Annotated in this window: 22 protein-coding genes; 12 read left to right on the top strand and 10 right to left on the bottom strand. The window is 47.8% G+C overall.

All coding sequences use genetic code 11. The features are described from left to right. Nucleotides 1–82 precede the first annotated feature (82 nt). Complete coding sequence (locus MHM95_RS10200) at nt 83–475, bottom strand: cytochrome c5 family protein (RefSeq protein ID WP_022946626.1); 393 nt, start codon at nt 473–475, stop codon at nt 83–85. A 166-nt stretch (nt 476–641) separates the two neighbouring features. After that, on the bottom strand, nt 642–1292 hold the full coding sequence (gene elbB / locus MHM95_RS10195; RefSeq protein ID WP_022946627.1) for an isoprenoid biosynthesis glyoxalase ElbB: 651 nt from the start codon (nt 1290–1292) through the stop codon (nt 642–644). A 491-nt stretch (nt 1293–1783) separates the two neighbouring features. On the opposite strand from elbB, the gene polA reads away from it, so the two are divergent. The 3 genes from polA to MHM95_RS10180 all read left to right on the top strand — a co-directional run bounded on the left by polA (nt 1784) and on the right by MHM95_RS10180 (nt 6067). Beyond that, nucleotides 1784–4516 carry a DNA polymerase I gene (polA, locus tag MHM95_RS10190; protein WP_239385207.1) on the top strand — a complete coding sequence of 911 codons (2733 nt, stop codon included), beginning with the start codon at nt 1784–1786 and terminating at the stop codon, nt 4514–4516. A gap of 431 nt (nt 4517–4947) precedes the next feature. Continuing rightward, nucleotides 4948–5532: a YceI family protein gene (locus tag MHM95_RS10185; RefSeq protein ID WP_239385206.1), complete on the top strand. Its 585-nt coding sequence runs from the start codon at nt 4948–4950 to the stop codon at nt 5530–5532. Then, nucleotides 5522–6067: a DUF1285 domain-containing protein gene (locus MHM95_RS10180; protein WP_239385205.1), complete on the top strand. Its 546-nt coding sequence runs from the start codon at nt 5522–5524 to the stop codon at nt 6065–6067. Before MHM95_RS10185 ends, MHM95_RS10180 begins: the two co-directional genes overlap by 11 nt. Here the strand turns inward: MHM95_RS10180 and yihA are convergent. Then, a complete protein-coding gene (gene yihA / locus MHM95_RS10175) occupies nt 6031–6678 on the bottom strand; it encodes a ribosome biogenesis GTP-binding protein YihA/YsxC (protein WP_022946631.1) in 648 nt (215 codons plus the stop codon). The two genes, MHM95_RS10180 and yihA, sit on opposite strands and share 37 nt — an antisense overlap. A gap of 255 nt (nt 6679–6933) precedes the next feature. Here yihA and MHM95_RS10170 point away from each other — a divergent pair, with 255 nt between their 5' ends. The 4 genes from MHM95_RS10170 to MHM95_RS10155 all read left to right on the top strand — a co-directional run bounded on the left by MHM95_RS10170 (nt 6934) and on the right by MHM95_RS10155 (nt 9868). Beyond that, the gene (locus MHM95_RS10170) at nt 6934–7566 is read left to right on the top strand and encodes a c-type cytochrome (RefSeq protein WP_022946632.1); all 633 of its coding nucleotides are present in this window, start codon (nt 6934–6936) and stop codon (nt 7564–7566) included. Nucleotides 7567–8139: 573 nt separating this feature from the next. After that, nucleotides 8140–8793: a class I SAM-dependent methyltransferase gene (locus tag MHM95_RS10165; protein WP_239385204.1), complete on the top strand. Its 654-nt coding sequence runs from the start codon at nt 8140–8142 to the stop codon at nt 8791–8793. 2 nt (nt 8794–8795) lie between these two features. Next, nucleotides 8796–9371, top strand: a complete 576-nt coding sequence (yihI, locus tag MHM95_RS10160; RefSeq protein ID WP_239385203.1) for a Der GTPase-activating protein YihI — start codon at nt 8796–8798, stop codon at nt 9369–9371. Then, entirely contained in the window at nt 9368–9868 is a 501-nt protein-coding gene (locus tag MHM95_RS10155) for a DUF2489 domain-containing protein (RefSeq protein WP_138588641.1), read from the top strand. The genes yihI and MHM95_RS10155 overlap by 4 nt, the downstream gene beginning before the upstream one ends. 34 nt (nt 9869–9902) lie before the next feature. Here MHM95_RS10155 and hemN read toward each other — a convergent pair whose 3' ends face one another. Further along, a complete protein-coding gene (hemN, locus tag MHM95_RS10150; RefSeq protein WP_239385202.1) occupies nt 9903–11273 on the bottom strand; it encodes an oxygen-independent coproporphyrinogen III oxidase in 1371 nt (456 codons plus the stop codon). Between the two features lie 83 nt (nt 11274–11356). Then, complete coding sequence (locus MHM95_RS10145) at nt 11357–11779, bottom strand: BLUF domain-containing protein (protein WP_239385201.1); 423 nt, start codon at nt 11777–11779, stop codon at nt 11357–11359. Between the two features lie 69 nt (nt 11780–11848). On the opposite strand from MHM95_RS10145, the gene MHM95_RS10140 reads away from it, so the two are divergent. Continuing rightward, on the top strand, nt 11849–12610 hold the full coding sequence (locus MHM95_RS10140) for an NADP-binding protein (protein ID WP_239385200.1): 762 nt from the start codon (nt 11849–11851) through the stop codon (nt 12608–12610). On the opposite strand, the gene hutH is transcribed toward MHM95_RS10140, so the two are convergent. The 3 genes from hutH to hutC are packed head-to-tail and all read right to left on the bottom strand — an operon-like array spanning nt 12607 to nt 16581. Further along, on the bottom strand, nt 12607–14136 hold the full coding sequence (hutH, locus tag MHM95_RS10135; protein WP_239385199.1) for a histidine ammonia-lyase: 1530 nt from the start codon (nt 14134–14136) through the stop codon (nt 12607–12609). The genes MHM95_RS10140 and hutH overlap by 4 nt on opposite strands. Further along, a complete protein-coding gene (gene hutU / locus MHM95_RS10130; protein ID WP_239385198.1) occupies nt 14129–15817 on the bottom strand; it encodes a urocanate hydratase in 1689 nt (562 codons plus the stop codon). The genes hutH and hutU overlap by 8 nt, the downstream gene beginning before the upstream one ends. A gap of 50 nt (nt 15818–15867) precedes the next feature. Further along, nucleotides 15868–16581, bottom strand: a complete 714-nt coding sequence (gene hutC / locus MHM95_RS10125; protein ID WP_045980439.1) for a histidine utilization repressor — start codon at nt 16579–16581, stop codon at nt 15868–15870. Nucleotides 16582–16697: 116 nt separating this feature from the next. On the opposite strand from hutC, the gene hutI reads away from it, so the two are divergent. Both hutI and MHM95_RS10115 read left to right on the top strand, forming a co-directional pair. Next, complete coding sequence (hutI, locus tag MHM95_RS10120) at nt 16698–17924, top strand: imidazolonepropionase (RefSeq protein WP_239385197.1); 1227 nt, start codon at nt 16698–16700, stop codon at nt 17922–17924. A gap of 79 nt (nt 17925–18003) precedes the next feature. Further along, nucleotides 18004–19728, top strand: a complete 1725-nt coding sequence (locus MHM95_RS10115) for an EAL domain-containing protein (protein WP_235419183.1) — start codon at nt 18004–18006, stop codon at nt 19726–19728. Here MHM95_RS10115 and MHM95_RS10110 read toward each other — a convergent pair. Continuing rightward, entirely contained in the window at nt 19725–20777 is a 1053-nt protein-coding gene (locus MHM95_RS10110) for a formimidoylglutamase (protein WP_022946644.1), read from the bottom strand. The genes MHM95_RS10115 and MHM95_RS10110 overlap by 4 nt on opposite strands. Before the next feature lie 8 nt (nt 20778–20785). Beyond that, the gene (rraA, locus tag MHM95_RS10105; RefSeq protein WP_022946645.1) at nt 20786–21307 is read right to left on the bottom strand and encodes a ribonuclease E activity regulator RraA; all 522 of its coding nucleotides are present in this window, start codon (nt 21305–21307) and stop codon (nt 20786–20788) included. 167 nt (nt 21308–21474) lie between these two features. On the opposite strand from rraA, the gene MHM95_RS10100 reads away from it, so the two are divergent. Together MHM95_RS10100 and MHM95_RS10095 are read left to right on the top strand one after the other, a co-directional pair. Beyond that, complete coding sequence (locus MHM95_RS10100) at nt 21475–21999, top strand: phosphatase PAP2 family protein (RefSeq protein WP_239385196.1); 525 nt, start codon at nt 21475–21477, stop codon at nt 21997–21999. After that, entirely contained in the window at nt 21996–23024 is a 1029-nt protein-coding gene (locus tag MHM95_RS10095; protein ID WP_022946647.1) for an MJ1255/VC2487 family glycosyltransferase, read from the top strand. The genes MHM95_RS10100 and MHM95_RS10095 overlap by 4 nt, the downstream gene beginning before the upstream one ends. Nucleotides 23025–23035: the final 11 nt, after the last annotated feature.

Here is a 23035-nt window from a genome sequence, read left to right as displayed (position 1 = left end):
AGGTCAAGGAGTATCGACCTCTATACTAGGAACGAAAAAGGGAGGCCATTGCCTCCCTTTTTTAACTTTTAACAAGTCGTTGTTACTGCTTAACCATAAAGTCGATAGCAGCTTGGATTTCCTCATCCGAACAATCCATACAAGTACCGCGCGGAGGCATTGCATTGAAACCATTAATCGCGTGATCAAGCAATGTATCCATGCCTTTTGCTAGGCGAGGTTCCCAGTCAGCTGCTGTTTTTGGAGCGCCGAGTGCACCTGAACCATGACATGCGAAACAGGCCGCTTGATATACTTGTTCACCACTGCGAGGGCCGCTTGGCGCCGCATCGGCAGCAGCAGTTTCACCGGCAAGGTAAACATCACCAACAGGTTGCAGGCGCTTTTTGATAGCTTCCTCGGTGAGTGAGTTGTCGTAAGGTTGCGCGTAAACAGCAGTGGATAACAGTAACAGTGCAGCTGATAGTTTCTTCATGTTTCTTTGCTCATTCGGGTGCTAACGGTCTATACGACCTGGTGACGAAATATCGGCAAATTATAACCGCAGCGAGCGATTTATAAAATGCCTAGATTTCATTAATGCGTTAAAAAGTAGCCATTTTATGCGCTAGCGCAAAATATTGTCGCCGTTGCACATCGCGTTAAACCCAGCTCAACAGCTTATTCACGGCTTTTTCGATACCGCTGGCTGCTTCTTTGACGGAGCCCGCAAGCATGTAGGCAGGCGTGGAAACAACCTTCGCTTTTTCATCAGCGACGATGTCATCAACGGCACAGTCCACATGCTCGGCGCCAAGTGCATTCATCGCTGAGGCAGTATCGTTGTCGTTACCTATGGTCGCTTTTGTGCCTTGTGGGTAGATGTGCGCAATCATTGCTGGCGCGATACACAAATAAGCCGCTGGCTTGCCTTGTTCGGCAAAGCTTTTACAGACCCGCTCTACCTCTGAATTTAATGAGCTATCGGCACCTTTTAGAGCGAAGTCGCATAAATTTTTTGCGGCGCCAAAGCCTCCGGGCAAAATAAGGGCGTCGTAGTCGCTAACATTAAGCTCTTTGAGATCAAGAATCTCCCCTCGGGCAATACGCGCCGCTTCTTCCAATACATTGCGTGTTTGCTGCTGCTCTTCCCCAGTTAAGTGATTAATCACATGGTGCTGGTCTATATTGGGGGCAAAACATTGATACTGCGCGCCCGCTTGCTCAAGATAAAGTAAAGTCAGTACTGATTCATGAATTTCGGCGCCATCAAAGACCCCACAGCCACTTAAAATTATCGCCACATTCGCCATTGTTTTGCTCCTTGATCAGATGAAAGATAATATTCTCTGCCCTAGTAAGGTAACGATCCTAGGTAGCTCCCGTCAACGCTGATTTATGCTCAGCTCTCATGCCACTAAGAGAAAAAAGTTATAAAGGATCACTAGGATCTTTGATCCTTTATGCTAGAATGCGTAGCTGGTTATCGAAAAGGACGTTGTACACGCATTCTTAGCGCCCCTTAGAAAGCCACTTTCCACATCGGATAAATAAAATAAAAAAGAAAACCGAATTACGCAGTCTTTTCTTTTTCTAACTAAAACAATGAGTTACAAACCTATCTGGATTCGAAAAATGGACCTGGAGGGTAAGTCATGATTTTTATCTACAAAGTTATCCACAGGTTTTTAGTTCATTACTTTTACTCTATTTACAGCGCTTAACAGCAATTGCAACTCGTTTTCTTAAGCGCCTTATGGCATCCTTGCGTTATTAAAAAACTGACATGTTTGAGTGTTGAAAAATGGCGCAGATCGCAGAAAATCCGCTTATCCTCGTTGATGGTTCCTCTTATTTATTCCGTGCATATCATGCGCCACCACACCTAACTAATTCTAAAGGGGAAGCTACGGGGGCTATTTATGGCGTAGTCAACATGCTGAAAAGCCTGGTCAAGCAGTATGACCCTACGCACATGGTGGTGATTTTTGATGCCAAAGGGAAAACCTTTCGCAACGATATGTACACTGAGTACAAGGCTAATCGCCCACCCATGCCGGATGACTTACGTACTCAGATAGAGCCGTTGCATAATATTATTCGTGCGATGGGTTTTCCTTTGATTAGTATTGAAGGTGTGGAAGCGGATGATGTGATTGGCACCTATGCACGTATTGCCAGTGAGCAGCAGCGTCACGTTTTGATATCCACAGGCGATAAAGATATGGCGCAGTTGGTCAACGAACACGTGACCTTGATTAATACCATGACGGGCAGTATTTCCGATCCCGATAGTGTAAAAGAAAAGTTCGGCGTGGGGCCCGATCGTATCATCGATTATTTAGCCTTGATGGGTGATAAAGTCGACAATATCCCAGGTGTAGAGGGATGTGGTCCTAAAACCGCAGTTAAGTGGCTCGAGAAGTACGGCTCTCTCGATGAAGTGATTGCCCATGCCGATGAGGTAAAGGGCAAAATAGGCGACAAATTGCGCAATGCCGTGGAGCACCTGCCACTGAGCTATGAATTAGCAACGATCAAGCTTGATGTTGAACTCGACAGCGATTTGGAGCAGCTAAAACTGCAGCAACCTGATACCGATGCCCTGATTGAGCTATATGGTGAGTGTGAATTCCGTCGTTGGTTGGCTGAAGTGCTGGATAAAGGCAGCAACACCGACACCCATCTTGATGCCCCCACCGATACTCAAGAAGTGCCAACCCGTGATGCTCATTACGAAACCATTTTAACCGAGCAGCAGCTGGATACTTGGGTGGATAAGCTTAATCAAGCTGAGCTCATTGCCTTTGATACCGAAACCACAAGCGTGAACTACATGGAAGCGCAGCTAGTCGGTATGAGCTTTGCTGTGACGGTTGGAGAAGCCGCTTATTTGCCGCTTACCCATGACTATCCTGGAGCACCGGAGCAACTGCCTCTTGACCTTGTATTGGCAAAAATTGGACCGATTTTGGCCGACGCTAACAAGGCGAAAGTAGGACAAAACCTTAAATACGATAAAAGTGTACTAGCCAATGCTGGTATCGAGTTTAATGGTATTGCCTTCGATACCATGCTCGAGTCTTATGTCTTTAATAGCGTTGGTACTCGCCATGACATGGATTCCCTCGCGCTGAAATACTTGGGCCATAAAACCATTAGCTTTGAGGATATTGCCGGCAAGGGTAAAAAGCAGCTGACCTTCAATCAGATTGAGTTAGAAAAGGCCGCTCCTTATGCTGCCGAAGATGCTGATATTACCCTGCGTTTGCACCAGCATTTGTGGCCAAAAGTTGAGGCGGATAGCAGTTTAAAAACCGTGTTTAGCGATATAGAACTGCCTTTAGTTAATGTGCTCTCTGATATTGAACGCACTGGCGTTGCCATTGATTCAACGATGCTAGCAAAGCACTCGCAGCGCCTTGGTGAGCGTTTGCAGGAGTTGGAAAAAGAAGCCTTCGACATAGCTGGCGAGGAGTTTAATCTAGGCTCGCCAAAACAGCTACAGGCGATTTTGTTTGAGAAGCTAGAACTGCCGGTGATCAAAAAGACTCCTAAGGGAGCTCCTTCAACCGCAGAAGAAGTCTTGCAAGAGTTGGCGCATGATTATCCGCTGCCTAAAGTCATTATTGAGCACCGAGGGCTGGCTAAACTGAAGTCAACTTACACCGACAAGCTACCGCTGATGGTGAACGAGAAAACTCAACGTGTGCACACCTCTTATCATCAAGCGGTGACCGCCACCGGACGTTTAAGCTCGACCGATCCTAACCTGCAGAATATTCCCATTCGTTCAGAAGAAGGTCGCCGCATCCGTGAGGCCTTTGTTGCCGCCTCTGGCTATAAAATTGTCGCTGCCGATTACAGTCAGATAGAGCTGCGCATCATGGCCCATCTTTCACAGGATAAGGGCCTGCTCAGCGCCTTCGCTGACGGCTTAGATGTGCACAGTGCCACTGCCAGCGAGGTTTTCTCTGTGCCATTGGAGGAAGTGACTAATGATATGCGCCGTAAAGCCAAAGCCGTTAACTTTGGTTTGATTTATGGTATGTCGGCATTTGGCCTCTCGCGGCAGCTCGATATTCCGCGCCATGAGGCCCAGCATTATATGGATAAATACTTTGAACGCTTCCCTGGCGTTTTAGAATATATGGAACGCACTCGCGAAGGAGCCGCAGATAAAGGCTATGTCGAAACGCTATTTGGTCGCCGTTTACATTTACCGGAGATCAATGCTCGCAATGGAGCACGGCGTAAGGCCGCAGAGCGGGCCGCAATTAATGCACCGATGCAGGGAACTGCTGCGGATATTATCAAAAAAGCGATGATCACCGTACACCAATGGGTGCAACAACAACCACAAGGCACGGTCAAACTATTGATGCAGGTACACGATGAGTTGGTGTTTGAAATTGCTGAGCAACATGTTGATGCCTACACCAAAGAAATCTGCAATCTTATGGCCAAAGCCGCTAGTTTAGATGTGCCGTTAATCGCCGAGGCGGATAGCGGAGATAATTGGCAGCAGGCACACTAGCATCAAGCAGCTTGAGTACTTTGTGCTCAAGCTGCACTTAGTTAAAACCCTGTAAAAGAGTATAAGAAATAGTTTTATTTGGTTTATATAGGATTAAATAAGCGCTGTTGCGCGCGCTTTGCGTTTATTTCTCGATATTGATTTGCTACAGTCCGCGCGTCCTCATCCTGTAGGACATCCTGTTGATGATGTGCCACTCGCTTTGCGATGGTACAGCGTATTGATAGCTTCTCCCCAGATTGCTATACCGGCTTACCGTTTTGGTAGGCCGGCTTTTTCTACTCCTTCTCTGTTATGTTTTTTATTCTCTTTCCTAGCATTTTGCTGGCTGATCCCTTACTCATTTTTTTAAGTATCCCTGAGTAGTTAGTTCACCTGTAGATACTTTATTGCTAGCATGGTGATAATCATTCTTATCGAAGGAAAGCGTAATGTTTAATAGTTTTGTTCGTTCTTTAATGTGTGGAGCGCTGCTTGTTGGCAGTACCAGTGCATTAGCTGCGTGGCAGGTAGATAATAATCACAGCCGCGTAAATTTTGTCTCAGTAAAGAATAACGCTATTGCGGAGAACCACTTCTTCAAAGACGTTTCAGGCAGCGTTGATGAGAGCGGCATGTTTAAGCTAGCGATCGATCTCAACAGTGTTGAGACGCAGATCCCGATTCGCAACGAGCGCATGCAGAAATTTCTTTTTAACACCGTCGAGTTTCCCGCGATGGAAGTTACTGCGAATGTCAGTGAATTAATCGCACAAGCGAAAGATACCGGCGTGGCTCAAGGAAATGTTCAAGCACAGCTCGCGTTACACGGTAAAACTAAAGCTCAGCAAATAGCTGTGAGCGTGGTGGCAAGTCGTGCCGGTGACCTGGTGGTTAGTTCTATGATGCCAGTATTAGTAAGTCCTGCTGACTTTGCGTTGCAATCGGGGATCGACAAGTTGAAGTCATTAGCCGGGTTAGACTCTATAACTCGCGCCGTTCCTGTCTCTTTTGTACTGACCTTAAATGAGCAGTAATGAGCAAGCGCTAGCGGCTCTGTCGCAGCAACTTGAGGGGCAAATTGCGCCTTTAGATCAATGGTCGCCGCAGCAATGCGGCACCATCGACATTCATATTACTGCAGATGGTCGTTGGTTCCATCACGGCACCGAAATTAAACGTGCTCGTTTAGTTAAGTTGTTTGCTTCGGTGTTGTGGCGTGAGCAAGGGCAGTACTATCTAAAAACCCCTGTTGAACAGATGGCTATCAGGGTGGACGATGCGCCGCTATTAGTTGTTGACTGGCGTCTAGCTACAGCGCAAAACGCAGCGCATCCAGCGGTTATTTGTATCGATAATATTGGCCGTGAATTTGTGCTCGGCGCACAGCATCCGCTGCTTATACATGCCGATCCGCAAGGGCAGAAGCTGCCTTATCTGCAGCTGCCTTATGGGGTGCAAGCGAAATTAGCGCGTACGGTGTATTATGCGTGGGCCGAGCAGCTCGCTCAGCCCCAGGGTGAGGAGTTTATAATCTATTCGGCAGGAGAGTCGTTTTCACTCGGCGGCTGAGTGACAACAGGCCCTAAAAACCACTCATCTAGCTGCTTTCTTAACTCATTCAAGCCGGTACCTTTAAGCGACGAGAATGCGTGTACAGTGATGTTGTCTGCTACCTCAGCAAGCTCGCGGCGCACCTTTAGCACCTCAGACTTACGTTTGCCTTGCTTGAACTTATCAGCCTTAGTCAGTAGCGCCAACACAGGAATGTCGCTGGAGCTGGCCCACTCGATAAGTTGACGGTCGAGATCTTTTAGGGGATGACGTATGTCCATCAACACTACTAAGCCTTTTAGACTCTCGCGCTTTTGTAAATACTCACCTAAAGAGCGTTGCCATTTTAGTTTCATCTCCATTGGCACTTTGGCAAAACCATATCCAGGTAAGTCAATTAGCCGCTGATCCTCTTGTAACGCAAAAGTATTGATCAATTGTGTGCGTCCAGGCGTTTTACTAGTACGAGCGAGTTTTTGTTCGGTCAGCGTATTTAGTGAACTGGATTTCCCGGCATTGGAGCGCCCTGCAAACGCGATCTCAATACCTGTATCCTCCGGTAATTTACTGATATCCGGGGCACTTGTTATAAACTTAGCTTGCGTATAATCAACGCGGGATTTGGCCACATGAACTCCTCAGTGAGGCACCAAAATTAGATTAACCGCTAGTTTATATCAGAAAGCGGCTAAGCTAAAGGTGCAAGCAATGGGTCAGGAAAGCTCGGCAAAACTATGCGCTGAGACAAATTTTCCTTAAAACCCCGCATTTTATAAGCTTAATGTGGGCAGAAAACGTGCCAGAGAAATTTTTATCGTGTAGAATAGAGCCATTGCATCGAAAAGATTGTAAACGAATACAGGGTCCGAAACAGAGAATTTACCATGAAGAAATTAGCACTATCCTTAACTATGTTAGTTGGTGTGTTGAGTGCAAACAACGCAGCAGCATTTGATGGCGACGCCAGCGCAGGTAAAGACAAATCGGCGACATGTGCTGCGTGTCATGGCGCTGATGGTAACGCGCCTGTCACCATGTACCCTAAGATCGCAGGTCAGCACGCTGAATATCTATATAAGCAGCTTAAAGAATTTAAATTAGGCATGACCTCTGGGGGCGAAGAAGGTCGCGCGGATCCAGTCATGGGTGGCATGGCAATGCCTTTGAGCGATCAAGATATGAAAGACTTGTCTGCTTATTTTGCCTCGCTCAATATGTCTGAGGGCACAACCCCTGAAGATGTTGTCGAGCAGGGCGAAATGCTTTACAAAGCAGGTGACGCTGAACGTGGGATTCCTGCTTGTGCTGCGTGCCATGGTCCTCGTGGTAACGGTACATCTTTAGCTGGATTCCCAAAAATCTCGTTCCAGCATGCGGAATACCTTAAGGCGCAGCTAGAGAAATTCCGTGATGGTGCACGTGCAAATGACCACAATGGCATGATGCGTGACATCGCTAAGAAATTGACCGATGAAGATATCGAGGTCTTATCAAAGTACCTAGGTGGTCTGCACTAATATTCAGCCTCGTCCAAATGGATGGGGTTTTGAAAAGTGACTAAGAAAGCAGCATTAGCTGCTTTTTTTGTGCATGTTAATTAAGTTGACGATATCTCCACCTGCTTGTGAGACATTGACCATATGTGAATGTAATCTATTGCTCATTTTAAATCACTAAATAAACCTTAACTTAATGAAATTAAAAAAATTACCTATTTTGGTACGGCAACAAAACTACAAAAAATAGTTAAACCAGTTGTAACTAAGTTATGAATCAGTAAATTAGTTGCTGTCGCAACAAACAATAACAACAGGGAAATTCGTAACGGAATCGCGGCAAGTTTGTGCGCTAGGGGAGCATCGAAAGATGCACAACCAAGGAAGAATAACAAAGAGTTAGGAAGACCGAGAAAAATAAAACACCACACGGAAGATAATAAAAACAATACGGAAAGTGATAACAAAAATAATAAAATAAGACTTAAAATCAAGTCGAAGGGAGAAGTGTCCAAATTCATTTTGGCGCTCGAGTTGCGAGGCGGTAGAGGTTAGCTCTACCGCCTTTTTATTTGTCCTGTTACAATAGTCGCTATGAAAGCGAATACCTGCCCGCTGTGTCAAAGCTCAAACCCAAATCACTACTACCGCGACAAAGTACGCGACTACTGGCAATGCCAGCGTTGTGCATTGGTGTTTGTGGCGGCGTGTCAATACGTAACGGCAGCACAAGAGAAGGCCATCTATGATCATCATGAGAATGACCTTGATGACCCAGGGTACCGTCGTTTCCTAAGCAGGGTCTTTAATCCGTTGCAGCAGCGTTTAGTTGCTCGAAGTAAAGGCTTAGATTTTGGCTGTGGGCCAGCGCCCTTACTCGCTGCTATGTTGCAAGAGCAAGAACATACAGTGGCATTGTATGATCTCTATTACTACCCTGATCAATGTGTACTTAATGATCGTTATGACTTTATATGCAGCACCGAAGTAATAGAGCATTTGGCCGAGCCTCATATTGTCCTTGGACAATGGTACGAATTATTACGCCCAGGGGGCACTTTAGCTTTGATGACCAAGTTAGTTATCAATGCTGAGCGTTTTGCCACCTGGCACTATAAAAATGATCCAACACACATTGCCTTTTATAGCAAAGCTACCTTTGCTTATATCGCCGAGCAGTTTGGATTTAATGTGGAATTTATTGCGGCTGATGTGATCTTCTTAACACGGCCGCGCGATAGAGATTAACTATGACGAGAAAGAAAAAGTCCCGCAAGGTCATCAACAACGGCACTGCGCGTTTAAGTAAAGATAAGCTCAGAGAGCTGCGAGCGATGAAAGAGCAGCGCAGCAAGAAAAAGAAAAAAGGTGCCGAGCCCGGTAACCGTAATTCACAACTTTTAAAAGTTGAGGGTAGCGAGAGCAGTGAGAGCGGCAAAACAGATAAGCGGGTGGGCAGCAAAAAGCCTGTGAGCTTAACACCACAGGCACCTAAACAGAGCAAGCCTGAGTCTAAACCTCGGCGCAATCTTCAACCACAAGCGACTCTGCGCCAAGCGCATGAGCCAGAACTGAGTCCGCAACAAGAGTTGGCACAGATTGAAGCGGATGAGCGCCTGCTAGCGCTTATTGAGCGTCACGATCAGGGCGAAGTTTTAACAGGCAAAGATGCAAAATATTTCAATGCCAAAGTCGCACGTCATGAGCAACTATGCGAGATATTGGGCATTGATGATGAAGACTATGCGGATGACGAAGATCTGCTTGATAGTTATATGAATGATTCTTTGGCGGATGAGTGGTTAGACGAAGAGGATAAAAAATGAATTCCATGTGGATCATTGCCATCGTAATTGGGGCGCTGATCATTGCTGGGTTGGCTTTTTACGCAGGGCGTTTGATTTGGCAAGTGAAGGAGCAAAATCAGGCGATTGCAGCTAAACGAGCAGAGCTCGCCGAAAAGCGCTTAGCCCGTAATGCAAAATTGAGTGATAGTATCCACCTGCTCGCGAAAGCGATGAAAGAAGGTCAATGTGAATACTCGGAAGGGTGTTTACGAGTGTGGGTGCTTATGAGCCAGTACAGCTTCGATCAAGAGCGCGACTTGCAGGCGCACTATCCGGGTGTCTATGCCATGTACGATGCGGTCAAGGACTTACCTACTCATGAGGCACGTAAAAAATATTCGAAGAAGGAAATCTTCAAGCAAGACAGTGCGCGTTGGCGTAAAGAAAAAGAGTTGGAAGCGGATATTCTTGAGGATGCAGAAAAAATCCTCACTGAATTTACAGCTGACCCCAACAGTAAGCATGTGTTTATGTAAGAAAAGCCGCTGTACAGCGGCTTTTTTATCACTTCTAGATTACTCGCGAAAAGCGTTGTTGGTTGAGTTTTTGTTGTAAGTATTGATCAAAACACATACAGATAATGCGAATGAAGAGAATGCCTTTTGCAGTTACGCGAATATGCTGCTCACTAACGCTAAGCATGTCATCATTAATAAACCCCTGTAACTGCGCTAGCTCGTTGGCAAAATGCGCTTTAAAGTTTATATCGTATTGATTTGAGAATGCGTCCATATCTAGCTCAAAGTGGCAAATAAGCTGCTTTATTATCGCCGCGCGAATCTGGTCTTCATCGTTGAGTGTCAGTGCTTTACAAGCACTCAGAGTATGATGTTCTAACGCTTGGTAATACAGCTTCAACTCTTTGTGGTTTTGAATAATGTGATTGCCCAGTTGCGAAATGGCGGACACGCCTAAACCCAGTAGGGGAAGGTCGCCGCCGAGAGTGTATCCTTGAAAGTTCCGGTGCAGATGACCTTGGCGCTGAGCGACAGCCAGTTCATCATCCGGCTTGGCAAAGTGGTCCATACCAATGAATTGGTATCCAGCCGCGAGCATGGCGGAGAGGGTTTCTTTAAACATCGTCAGCTTGGCTTGGGCGCTGGGCAAATCGGCGTCTTTAATTTTGCGCTGCGCGGCAAAACGCTCTGGCAGATGGGCATAATTAAATACCGAGACGCGATCCGGGCCAATATCAATCAGTCTGGCAATGGAGCGCGCAAAGGAAGCCGTTGATTGTTTCGGTAATCCGTAGATCATATCAACATTGACCGAGGTAAAGCCTACCGCTTGCGCGCGACGAACCAGTTGTTCTACATCCTGTGCGCACTGTGGTCGATTAACGGCGTTTTGTACCTCATCATTGAAGTCTTGAACACCAAAAGAAATACGATTAAAACCGAGCGCCTTAAGCTCATCAATGCGCTCTAGCGGTAAAGCGCGGGGATCAACTTCAATGCTGCGTTCACTGTCGCTGGCAATATTAAAGTGTTCATTAATGAGTGCCATTAAGCGGTGCATCTGTGCGCTATCTAAAAAAGTTGGCGTGCCGCCGCCCAAGTGCAGCTGTTTAACTTTTAAGTGGCGGCTATGCTCACTTAATAGCGCCATTTCCTGGCCTAGATAATCCAGGTATAAATCCGCTTTATGTTGGTGGCGGGTGACAATTTTATTGCAGCCGCAGTAATAGCAAAGTTGGTGACAGAAGGGGATATGAATATACAACGATAATTCATCGCCCTGACACTGATTTAGTGCGTTTATTAGCGTATTGCCATCAGCCCCATCAGTTAATTGTAAAGCCGTAGGATAAGAGGTATATCTCGGGCCAGAAACGTTGTATTTGTTTATTAGCTCATTGTGCCATTGTACTTGTGCTATCACGACGCTCTCTCACATAGGTGGAAGTGCGGCTAGTTTACTTAACGTGCACAGCGGTGCTTTGATCTACAGCAATTGAGCGTGAACTATTCCAAAGTCGGGGTATTGCGTGCCAGTTCAACCAGTAGAGCATGGGCACTATCGCCGGTCATTTCATACGGATTAAACTCACTTTTGCCGCTAAAGCGCATGGTGGTTTCGCGAATAATGCTTGAAGCGGGGATATAACCCATACTCCAACGGCCAAAATTACGTTCAGTGATCTCACCATAGCTCAGCAGCAGTATATCTTGATGCCGTGCATCGCTTAGTATGCGCTGGTACAAAGCATTCACTCTGGCTCTTGAGCCTTCTAAACACTGTAAAAAGTATTCATGGTTGAAACAGAGTAATCCTGATATATCGTTACTTCGGTTGTTGCTGCGCGAGTGCTCTAAAATTTGTGCCACATCGTCAGTGCTGAGAGAATCACTGACACGGGAAGCGTAAACTAAACGAACTAAAAACATAGCAAGTTGAATTCCTTGGTGTTGTACTGTGCAAAGTGTAGATGGCGCTGAGTTAATTTGGGAGAAAATATGACAAAAAAAATCGTGATTATTGGAGCCGGTTGGCTTGGTGAAGCGCTGGCACAGCGCTGTTTATCGTCAGGGTGGCAGGTACAAGCAACGCACCGTCGTCGTGGAGAGCAAAGTCACGAACGTCAATTTGTTATTAACGAGCGTGGTGAACTTGAGCATGACCTCGATTTAACCGATGCGTTTTGGCTATGTGCAATGACTCCGGGGAGTCGAAACCCCAATAGCAACTACCTACAAAGCCTCGAGGCGGCGCTGGCGCTCTATCAAACATTGCATGGCCGAGGGTTCGTATTGTGCTCAAGCTCGGGTATCTACCCTCAACAGAGTGGCGACTACAAAGAAAGCAGTGAATTGACGCTAGGCAGTGAACGTCAGCAGCGTTTGTTTGCTGCCGAACAGCGCGTGTTACAACAGGGGGGGCGGGCACTGCGTCTAGGAGGTCTTATAGGCCCGAAGCGGGAACCGGGGCGTTTTGTTAGTGGTAAAGCGCTATCATCACATGGCGATGACGTGGTGAACATGGTGCACCGTGACGATGTGATTGACGGCATTTTGCAGCTACTGTCGCACTATGAGCAAACGCAAAGCGTTTACAATTTGGTTCATCCTCAGCACCCTACGAAACAGCAATATTACCGTGATCACTGTCAGCGTTTGGGCAATGAGCCTCCGACCTTTACCAATCAGAGGCCCATTAAACGGCGTATCGATGGAAGCGCCATCGAACAACTAGGGTTTAGTTATCAGCAACCCATTTAAGCCGACGGCAACACCCCGTCAATCAGAGCACATAGTGCGCGCTCTTTGAGCAATTGATTAGCGCGCTCAATATCGGGGGCGAAATACCGGTCCTTGTCATAGTAAGCGACGTGCTCTCGCAAAGTGGCCTTGGCTTGCTCAACACTGGCGGCCGCTTTTAGCGGAGCGCGAAAATCAAGCCCTTGCGCACTAGCTAAATACTCTACTGCGAGTACACCGCGAGAATTCTCCGCCATATCTTGCAGTCGTCGCGCAGCAAAGGTGGCCATCGACACATGATCTTCTTGGTTGGCCGAGGTGGGTAGGCTATCGACCGATGCTGGGTGAGCTAAGGATTTATTCTCCGAGGCCAAAGCTGCTGCGGTGACTTGGGCTATCATAAAACCCGAATTTACGCCGCCGTTTTCCACCAAAAATGGCGGTAGTTTAGATAAGTTCGAATCTATAAGTAGGGCGATGCGGCGCTCAGACAGCGCGCTGATTTCGCTGATCGCTAAGGCGAGATTGTCCGCTGCCATGGCAATGGGCTCGGCATGAAAGTTGCCCCCGGAAATGATTTCACCTTGCTCAGCAAAGACCAGCGGGTTATCGGTGACGCCATTGGCCTCGACTAGAATGACTTCACTGGCTTGGCGAATTTGCGTTAAGCAGGCCCCTAGTACTTGTGGCTGGCAGCGTAAGCAGTAAGGGTCTTGCACTTTTTCACAGTCGATATGAGCGCGGCTAATGGCTGATTCTTTATCTAGCAGTTGCCGAAAAACTTGGGCGCTGTCGATTTGCCCTTGTTGGCCTCGGGCGAGGTGAATACGCTCGTCAAAAGGTGCCCGTGAGCCCATTGCCGCCTCAATGCTCATGGCGCCGATAACCGCACTTTGTGCCCATAAATCTTCGCCCTGAAATAGTCCCTCTAAGGCTAATGCCGTCGACGCTTGGGTGCCGTTGAGTAGTGCCAAGCCTTCTTTCGCGGCAAGGGTGATGGGGGTTAGGTTAGCTTTGGCGAAGGCTTGCGCTGCTGGCAAGATATCACCTTGATAGCGCACTTCTCCTTCTCCTAATAGCGGTAGGCACATATGTGCTAAGGGCGCTAAGTCTCCGGATGCGCCCACTGAGCCCTTAATGGGAATGCACGGGTAAATACCAGCATTAACTTGGGCAATTAAGAGATCGATAACACATTGCCGCACCCCGGAAAAACCGCGTGATAACGAGTTGATTTTCAACAACATCATTAAGCGAACTGTACTATCTTGCATCAACTCACCAATACCGGCGGCATGTGAGAGCACAATAGAGCGCTGCAGCAGCTCTAATTCCGGCTCAGCAATTTTGGTGTTCGCAAGTAAGCCAAAGCCAGTATTAATACCATAAACGGTTCGCTTATCCTTAATCACTTGTTGCACGCAGGCGGCGCTTGCGGCGATAGCGCTCAAAGCACTCTCGTCTAAGGTGATATTGATAGGTTGTTGCTGCGCTTGGCGCAAAGTGGCTAAATCGAGCTGACCAGGGTGCAGGTGAACATTAATCATGGCGTTGCTCCTTATTGACCATAGGTAAATCTAAGCCTTGCTCGGTAGCGCAGTCTATGGCGATATCGTAGCCGGCATCAGCATGGCGCATCACTCCGGTAGCGGGGTCGTTCCACAGCACTTTCCCCAGTTTGTCGTGTGCTTCATCGCTGCCATCGGCAACAATGACTACCCCAGCATGTTGGCTAAAGCCCATGCCTACGCCACCACCATGGTGTAGTGACACCCAAGTGGCGCCGCCAGCGGTGTTCAGTAACGCGTTTAATAACGGCCAATCCGATACCGCATCTGAGCCATCGCGCATTGCTTCTGTTTCTCGGTTAGGGCTTGCAACTGAGCCAGAATCAAGGTGATCGCGGCCAATGACAACCGGGGCTTTTAGTTCACCGTTTTTAACCATGGTGTTAAAGGCTTGCGCTAAGCGGGCGCGATCTTTGAGCCCTACCCAACAAATACGAGCCGGCAGACCTTGGAATTGAATGCGCTCTCGAGCCATATCAAGCCAATTATGCAGATGCGGGTCATCGGCAATAAGTTCTTTCACCTTGGCATCGGTTTTATAAATGTCTTCTGGATCGCCCGATAAAGCCACCCAGCGGAAGGGACCAATACCTTGGCAAAAGAGAGGGCGAATATAAGCAGGCACAAAACCAGGGAAATCGAAGGCGTTATTGACGCCCATATCTTGTGCCATTTGGCGAATATTGTTGCCATAATCTGTGGCAGCGGCGCCTGCGTGTTGCATAGCCAGCATGGCACGTACCTGCACCGCCATGGATTGCTTCGCTTCGCGTACCACCCGCTCTGGGTCTTGCTGGCGCAGCTCATGAGCTTGCTCCAGAGTCCATCCCTGTGGCAAATAGCCATTTAATGGATCATGAGCGGAGGTTTGGTCGGTGACCACATCGGGTGTAACTTGACGCTCAACCAGCTCGCTGTAAACATCGGCGGCGTTACCTAATAACCCCACTGAGATTGCTTCACCTTGAGCGCAGGCGCTGTTAATCATTGCTAAGGCTTCGTCTAAGCTACTGGCTTGTTTATCCAGGTAGCGGGTTTTTAGACGAAACTCAATTCGGCTTGGGTCACACTCAACGACTAAGGCACTAAAGCCTGCCATGGTTGCTGCTAACGGCTGGGCTCCGCCCATGCCTCCTAGGCCGCCGGTGAGGATCCAACGGCCCTTTGCTTGACCTTCAAAATGCTGTTTGGCCATTGCCACAAAGGTTTCATAGGTTCCTTGCACTATGCCCTGAGAGCCAATATAAATCCATGAGCCAGCAGTCATTTGTCCGTACATCATCAGACCTTGTTTATCGAGCTCGTTAAAGTGCTCCCAATTAGCCCAATGAGGCACCAAATTTGAATTCGCGATGAGCACTCGGGGAGCATTGCTGTGGGTTGTAAAAACGCCAACAGGCTTTCCTGATTGCACCAATAAGGTTTGGTCGTCCTCAAGGCGGTCTAGGGTGCGAATGATCTCATCAAAACAAGGCCAGTCACGAGCTGCGCGGCCTATCCCGCCGTACACAACCAGTGCTTCAGGGTGCTCGGCAACCTCTGGGTCGAGGTTATTCATTAGCATGCGTTTAGCAGCTTCAGTTTGCCAGCTTTTAGCGGCGATTTTATCACCGTGCGGGGCGCGAATAACGCGGCTATTATCTAATCTGTGTGTTGTCATAATGTCACCTGTTGATAGGTTGTATATACAATTGGTTTTTATAAAATTTTTTAACTGCGTTTAGTGAATGTTAAATGGCCACCCAAGCGATATTTGCTGCCCGGAGATACAAGCCTAGCGAAGCTAACAATGCCTCTTTGTGACCAGGTACGACGGATCACTTGTAAGCAAGGCTCTTCGTTATAGAGGTTTAACCACGTACACATTTGTTGGTTTGGAGTAATAGCCTCGACCGTATGTCGGGCCTCGGTCAGAGGGGCAACTTGAGACAAATACTCATGTGGCGTCAGGGTATGAAAATCCTGCTGTAGGTAGTTAGGTGCCAGCTCCGGGTTAACAAAGCGTTCTTCTACTTGCAGGGGCGCATCGTTTTCAAAGTGCACTAATACTGAGTGATACACCTGCTCGCCGGGCTCCACGCCTAGCGCAATAGCGATGGGGGCAACGGCATCAATGGACTCTAGGGTTACCGGCGCACAACTGTAACTGTGGTTACGTTCACGCACCTCATCGGCGATGTTACGGATCTCCAACAGTGATGACTGTGATTTAAAACTGGCAACGAAGCTCCCTAAGCCTTGAGTGCGAGTGAGTATGCCGGCATCGGTAAGCTCACTTAGAGCACGGCGTGCGGTCATGCGGCTGACTGCAAACTGCTGCGCAAGCTGGTTTTCTGATGGCACACGTTGGAACTCTTGCCATTGTCCGCTGCGGATCTGGGTTAAAATATGATCTTTAATTTGATGATACTTAGCTGACGACATGGGGGCTCCTAATCAATACCATCGCGGCACTTTGCACTGCCTTGGTTATTATGTAAACATGGCATAAATATCTTGTATATACAAGCTTAGCAAATTACTCATTAGGAGCACGTCTAATGCACGCGGATCACATTATAGTAGATGTAAATATCGCCACTATGGAGCCTCAAGGTGATGACCTTTATGGTGTTATCGAGCAAGGAGCCGTGGTCATGGGTGAGGGGGTTATTCAATGGCTTGGGCCGATGAGTGAGCTCCCAGAACTGGATTTATTAAGTATTCCTGTGACCTCGGCAAAAGGGGCGTGGGTGACTCCAGGGCTCATCGATTGCCATACTCACTTGGTGTTTGCCGGTAATCGTGCACGAGAATTTGAGCGCCGTTTACAAGGAGAAAGTTACCAAGCTATTGCTGAGCAAGGGGGAGGGATTGCGACCACCGTGAGCGCAACCCGCGCGGCAGAGCCGGAACAGTTGTACGTTAGCGCCAAACAGCGCCTTGATGCGCTCTACGCTGAAGGAGTGACCACAGTAGAGACAAAATCAGGGTATGGTTTAAACCTAGCTGCTGAGCTAAAACTGCTGGAGGTCGCCAAGTTACTTGATAGCCATCATCCAGTATCAATTCAGAGCACATTTTTAGGTGCCCATGCATTGCCGAAAGAGTATCAAGGTGACAGTGATGGTTATATCGACCTGGTATGTGAGCAGATGCTCCCTGAAGTGGCGGCCAAGAAACTGGCCAGTGCGGTAGATGTTTTTTGTGAGCATGTTGGTTTTTCCCATGCGCAAACGGAGCGGGTACTTAAGGCGGCGCAGGATTTAGGCTTCAAACTTAAGCTCCATGCCGAGCAGCTCTCTAATATGGGCGGTACTGCCTTGGCTGCGAAATATCAAGCGTTATCGAGTGACCATCTTGAATACCTTGACGAACAAGGGGTTAAGGCAATGGCACAAAGCGGTATGGTTGCGGTGTTGCTCCCGGGGGCGTTCTATTACCTTAGAGAGAGTCAGTATCCACCGATAGAGTTGTTGCACCGTTATAATGTGCCTATCGCGATTGCCACTGATTTTAATCCCGGCACATCCCCGTTGTGCTCATTGCAGCTAATGATGAATATGGCCTGTACTTTGTTTCGACTAACACCAGCGCAAGCATTACAAGGCGTGACATGTCATGCGGCACGAGCGTTAGGGCTTGCAGATAGAGGTACGCTTGCATCAGGGATGCGTGCCGATGTGGCGTTGTGGGACATTGAACACCCCGCACAATTAAGTTACGAATTTGGAACCAAGCCCTTGAAACAACTGTGGATTCAGGGAGTGTTAAGCAAAACTTTCTGATCATGGGCGGCTAAATTATAAGCGGCTATACTTGGCTTATTAACAAGCGTCAGCCGCGTCAACAATAACGATAATAATCATGATCACCAGCATTCATTTGAGCGCCTTTATTAGCGGACTGTTTATGATGGCGCTAATCGTCAGCGTAGTTCTCGTCAGTGAGCGCCGTGATGGCTTAAGTGCGATGTTCTACTCAATCGCTGGGCTGGCCTATATCAGTGGCTATTGGCAAGTCGCCAGCGTCATTTTGTTAGGCGCTTATGGCGTTCGTTGTTGGCTTGTATACCGGCATCAAAATAAACGATTACTGCTTGGCAAGGGTGGGTTAGTGCTATTGCAGAGCTTGCTGATAGCAACGCACCTCTCTTTTGAGCTGCACAGCGCTTGGTTATGCATCGTCCCTTTGTTGTTGCAGCTTAGCGCTTATATGGAGCTGAGCTTTAGTGAGCCGGAAGTTGCATCCAACCAACAAGCTAATACACTTGATAACCACTCTCTCCCTATTATTTCTTGGCCGCAAGCGTTAGCGCAATATCAAGATTGGAGCGCTAATAATCGCGCTGATATCGCCTTGATCTTAGTGCAAATAGAAGGCTATGAGCCTCTTAACCGTCAGCTCGGGCAAGAATTCGCTGAGCTATTATTGATGCAAGCTTTAACGCGGATGAATCAAGTCATCGACCACCCGCAAGTGTTAAATCTCAATGTGCCGCGACGACAAGTGCAACAGAGCGCGCAACTTTTCCAAGTTGCTCCGCTGTGTTACGGCACAGTGGTGGTCTTTGACCAAGAGCGACACGTACATGAGCAAGTTGCTCAGCAGCTAGCCGATGCCGCTCAGCGGCCGTTCAATTCTCAGCAAGGTATCGTCGAGCTAAAACCGCATATCGCTATCGTACAAGGGGCGAGTTCAGCATCAAGCCTTGATGACATGTTGCAGTGCGCGTTTAAAACGCGTGACTTTTATCCCGAGCAACGCATTAGTCATTACAGCGCTGAGCTAGAACAGCAGGTGCAAGCCCACGAAGTACAACTGAAAGAGTTAGAAAAGGTCGATTTTGAGCAAGACTTTGTGCTTTATTTTCAGCCTGTAATTGGATTGCCCAAACAAGAGCTCTTGTATGTAGAATTATTACTACGATGGCAGCACCCAGAAAAAGGGTTATTAAAAGCCGAAGAATTTATTGCTGATCTGCGCGCCGTCGGACGTGGTTATAAGTTGGCATTTCATGTGCTTGAGCGTGCAGCGGAAATGGCCTTGGCATTAAAAATGGACGGGCAGCCGACCCCGATAAGCATTAACTTGTATGGTGAAGAAGTCTTGCACGATGAGTTTGTTGATTTTGCTGAGCGTATGGTACGAGAGCATAATCTTGCTCATGGCGATTTAATTGTTGAATGTCCTCTGCCAGTGCTTATGTCGTTGGATAATCGCGCTTTATCATTGTTAACTCGGTTACACCAGGTGGGGGTTCACGTCTGTTTGGATGGCCTTGGCGAAACGCCGCTATTTTTAGCGAAATTGCCGAAGCTTAAGCTAAGTTACGTCAAAGTAGACCCCGCATTGACCGAAGATGTTGATTACACCAGCGCCAACAAAGCGCTACTCAATGGCCTTATTGACATGCATCGCCACCTAAAGGCGCAAGTGATTTGCCAAGGTATTGAAACCGAAGCCCAGCTTAGCTATATCAAAGAGTTCAATGTGCAAGGCGCGCAAGGGTTCATTTTTACCCAGCCTTTACCATTAGAAGGGTTATTAGGGTGGGGGCGACAGTGGCGTCACCAACAATCTTTCAGCTAGCGTTGGTATCTTGCACGTAAAAAAGCAATAACTAAGGCAGTGAGAATTTGCCCAGCGGCATTCGCACCAGCGTCATAACCATTAGGGTCTTGCTCTGGAGCCGCTTCGCACAAATGAATGTACGCCAGCGCCGAAGTGCGCGCAGCGCAAAAGACATATTGCTCAGCTTCGCTAAGGCTTACACCTCGGTGATTAAACGCACTGGCTGGCGCGCAGGTAATGGCATCGACATCCAACTCTATGGCCAGTGGGCTATTAAGAGTAAAGCTGTGTAGGGCGCTATTCACCGACTCTGCTATTGATGTGGTCGTGGCTACTTTAAGAGCATGATAACTGGTATAGCTGGCGTGATGTTCATGCAGTGCGGCTAATATATCTTGGTTATTTTTCTGTTCATCCAGAGCGATAACATGGTAGCCCTGTAAATATCCCCGGCGTGCAGCGTAGTGAAAACCATTGCCACTGTGGCGTCCCTCAAGTGCACGAAAATCACCGTGTGGGTCTAGATTGAGCGCATTGATGGCGCAGCCGAAATGCTTGCTGCTTGCGCTCAGTAACGGGTAACAATTATTGTGACCGCCACCTATCACTATCGGGGTTAGTCCGGCCGCTAGAATAGCTGCCACTACAGGCTCGACTAACTGATCTATATTCTCACACAAAGCCCGTAGGCGCACCGTGTCGTCTGGATTAAGATTGTCCAAAGCTTGGCTTTGCAGCTGCAGCGCTTGGCAGTCTATTTCTCCTAGCAGGAGAGTGTCTTGTACGGGGGTAAATTCATTGACAGGAAGGTTTAAAAACTTTGATAAAAAAGCGCGAAAACCTTGTTGAGCACCGCCTTTACCTAAGTTTGCCCGAGGGCCTATATCTTCTGGAATACCGAGAATAACGTAACGTATGCCAAAGGCATAAGCATCTTTGAGGGCTTGACTGAACTCCAAACGCGTATCGAGCAAGGCCATCGCCTGCCACACACGCTGTTCGCCGGAGCGAGCAGCCACTATGCCTTGTAAGCTCTGCTCATCATAAATAGTGACTGCATGGTTCATATAGTGGATTAATCCTCTAATACATCAAGCTCTTCGTCTTCGATGTACTCCAGCTCTAGCTCCTCGGCGGACAATATAATGCCGGTACTATCGGCATAAATATAATCATCTTCGTAGAAAGAGACCCCGGCAAAGTTAACTGGAATTCCTTCTTCACCCGGAGCGAGATTGTCTGCGCCCACAGGAATTGAGGCAATCGCTTGGATGCCTAGCTCCAGTTCTTCAAGCTCATCAACATGGCGTACCGCACCATATACGATGATCCCTTCCCAATTATTCTCGACGGCTAGTTCTGCAAGCTCTATGTCTACCAGCGCGCGGCGAGTAGAACCGCCACCATCAACAAGCAGCACACAGTCAGTACCATCTTGTTGCAGTACCTCACGCAGCAGTTGGCTACTCTCAAAACATTTCACCGTTCTTATACGGCCGCAAAATGCACTTTGACCACCAAAGTTAATAAACATGGGTTCAAGCACATCAACTACATCGGCAAAATGGTCGCAAAGTTCAGAAGTACTGTATTCCATTGGGCTCTCCTACGGGCACTTTTGCATCAAGTATACCTAGGTTATGGGGCTTAGCAAGCGAAGCGCAAGGTCATCGTGAGACGACATATTAGTGTCTAAAAAACGTCATGTAATTGTTATTTTCGCTCACTATAGTCAAAGTAAGTCAGCTAGTTAGGTGAAAGCGAATGATCTTATCGCACATAGATCGCATAGACAGGGCACTGTTTAAGGTGATATTTCGCCCGCGTTACCGACGCTGGTTACATCACTGCATTCGCATGACATCACGTTCAGGAGACGGCATTTTATATGGGGCCTTTGCTCTTTACCTAGTGGCATTTAGTACCGCGCAGCAACAGACGTTAGTGATGGTACTGCTGGTGGCTTACCTAATAGAGAGACCAGTGTACTACGCTACGAAAAACCTGTTTCAGCGTGTAAGGCCCTGTGATGGCGTGATAAGCCATGCGCATATTCGCCCAAGCGACAAATTTAGCTTGCCTTCAGGGCACAGCGCAGCAGCGTGGGTATTTGCTACTGTAGTCAGCCACTTCTATCCACCACTAGCTATATTTCTTTATACGTGGGCAAGCTTGGTAGCGTTATCGCGGGTGTTGCTCGGGGTGCATTATCCCCTTGATGTAGTCATCGGCTCGTTGATGGGTTACGGCTGTGCACTTTTAGCACTTATTATTACAGGGACTTTATGAGAATTCTTTATGGCGTTCAGGGCACAGGGAATGGCCACACCACACGCGCTCGGGTCATGGCCAAGGCATTTGCCAAGGCAGGTATTGAAGTGGATTACTTATTTTCTGGGCGTAGCAAAGCTGACTATTTTGATATGCAGGAGTTTGCCGACTTTCAGACGCGAACAGGGCTTACCTTTGTCACCGAGCGGGGGCGAGTCAATGGTTTTAAAACGGTTAAACAAGCGAAAATACGAGAATTTATCAGTGATATTCGTGAACTCAACTTACGCCATTATGATTTAATCTTTAATGACTTTGAGCCTGTTACCGCGTGGGCTGGGCGTCGGCAAAAAATTCCTGTCATTGGCATGAGCCATCAAGCTGCATTTTTATCACCTCACGTACCAGTGACTGGCGATAACCTCTTTACCAAAGCAATGATCCGCAACTTCGCTCCAGCGGATGTTTATCTCGGAGTGCATTGGCAGCCTTTTGACGACTCTATTATTCCCCCGTTTATTGAGCATGGCACAGCGGTTGATAGTGAGTATGTTGATAACAAGGTATTGGTGTACCTGCCTTTTGAGGAGCTGGAGGAGGTCATACATTATCTCAAAGATTTCCCTGGCAAAGAGTTTTACTGTTATCACCCACACGCGCAAGACCAGTCACTTGCTCATATTCATTTGCGCCGCCCGTCTCGGGCAAACTTCCTGCGTGATTTGGCAAGTGCGAGCGGAGTTATAGCCAATGCCGGTTTTGAACTTGCCAGTGAAGCGCTTACATTGGGTAAGAAGCTCTTGCTTAAACCTCTGAACGGTCAATTCGAGCAATACTCAAATGCGTTGACGTTGCAGCAAATGCAGCGGGCGCAAGTGATGCACTATCTTGACCAAGATGCGCTCGAAGATTGGGTCAATATTGCGACCCACTCTCGGATTAACTATCCTCAAGATCCTGCGCCTTTGGTCGATTGGTTAGTACAGGGGCAGTGGCATCAGCGTAAAGGCTTAAATGAGCAGTTGTGGCACAACGTGTTGTAATTTTTGTTGGT

Origin of the sequence: Pseudoalteromonas sp. CnMc7-15 (assembly GCF_022347925.1) — a bacterium.
In the GTDB taxonomy this organism is placed as follows: Bacteria; Pseudomonadota; Gammaproteobacteria; order Enterobacterales; family Alteromonadaceae; genus Pseudoalteromonas; species Pseudoalteromonas ruthenica.
Note: the sequence above shows the minus strand (reverse complement) of the source record. Positions and strands in the feature narration are given on the sequence as shown.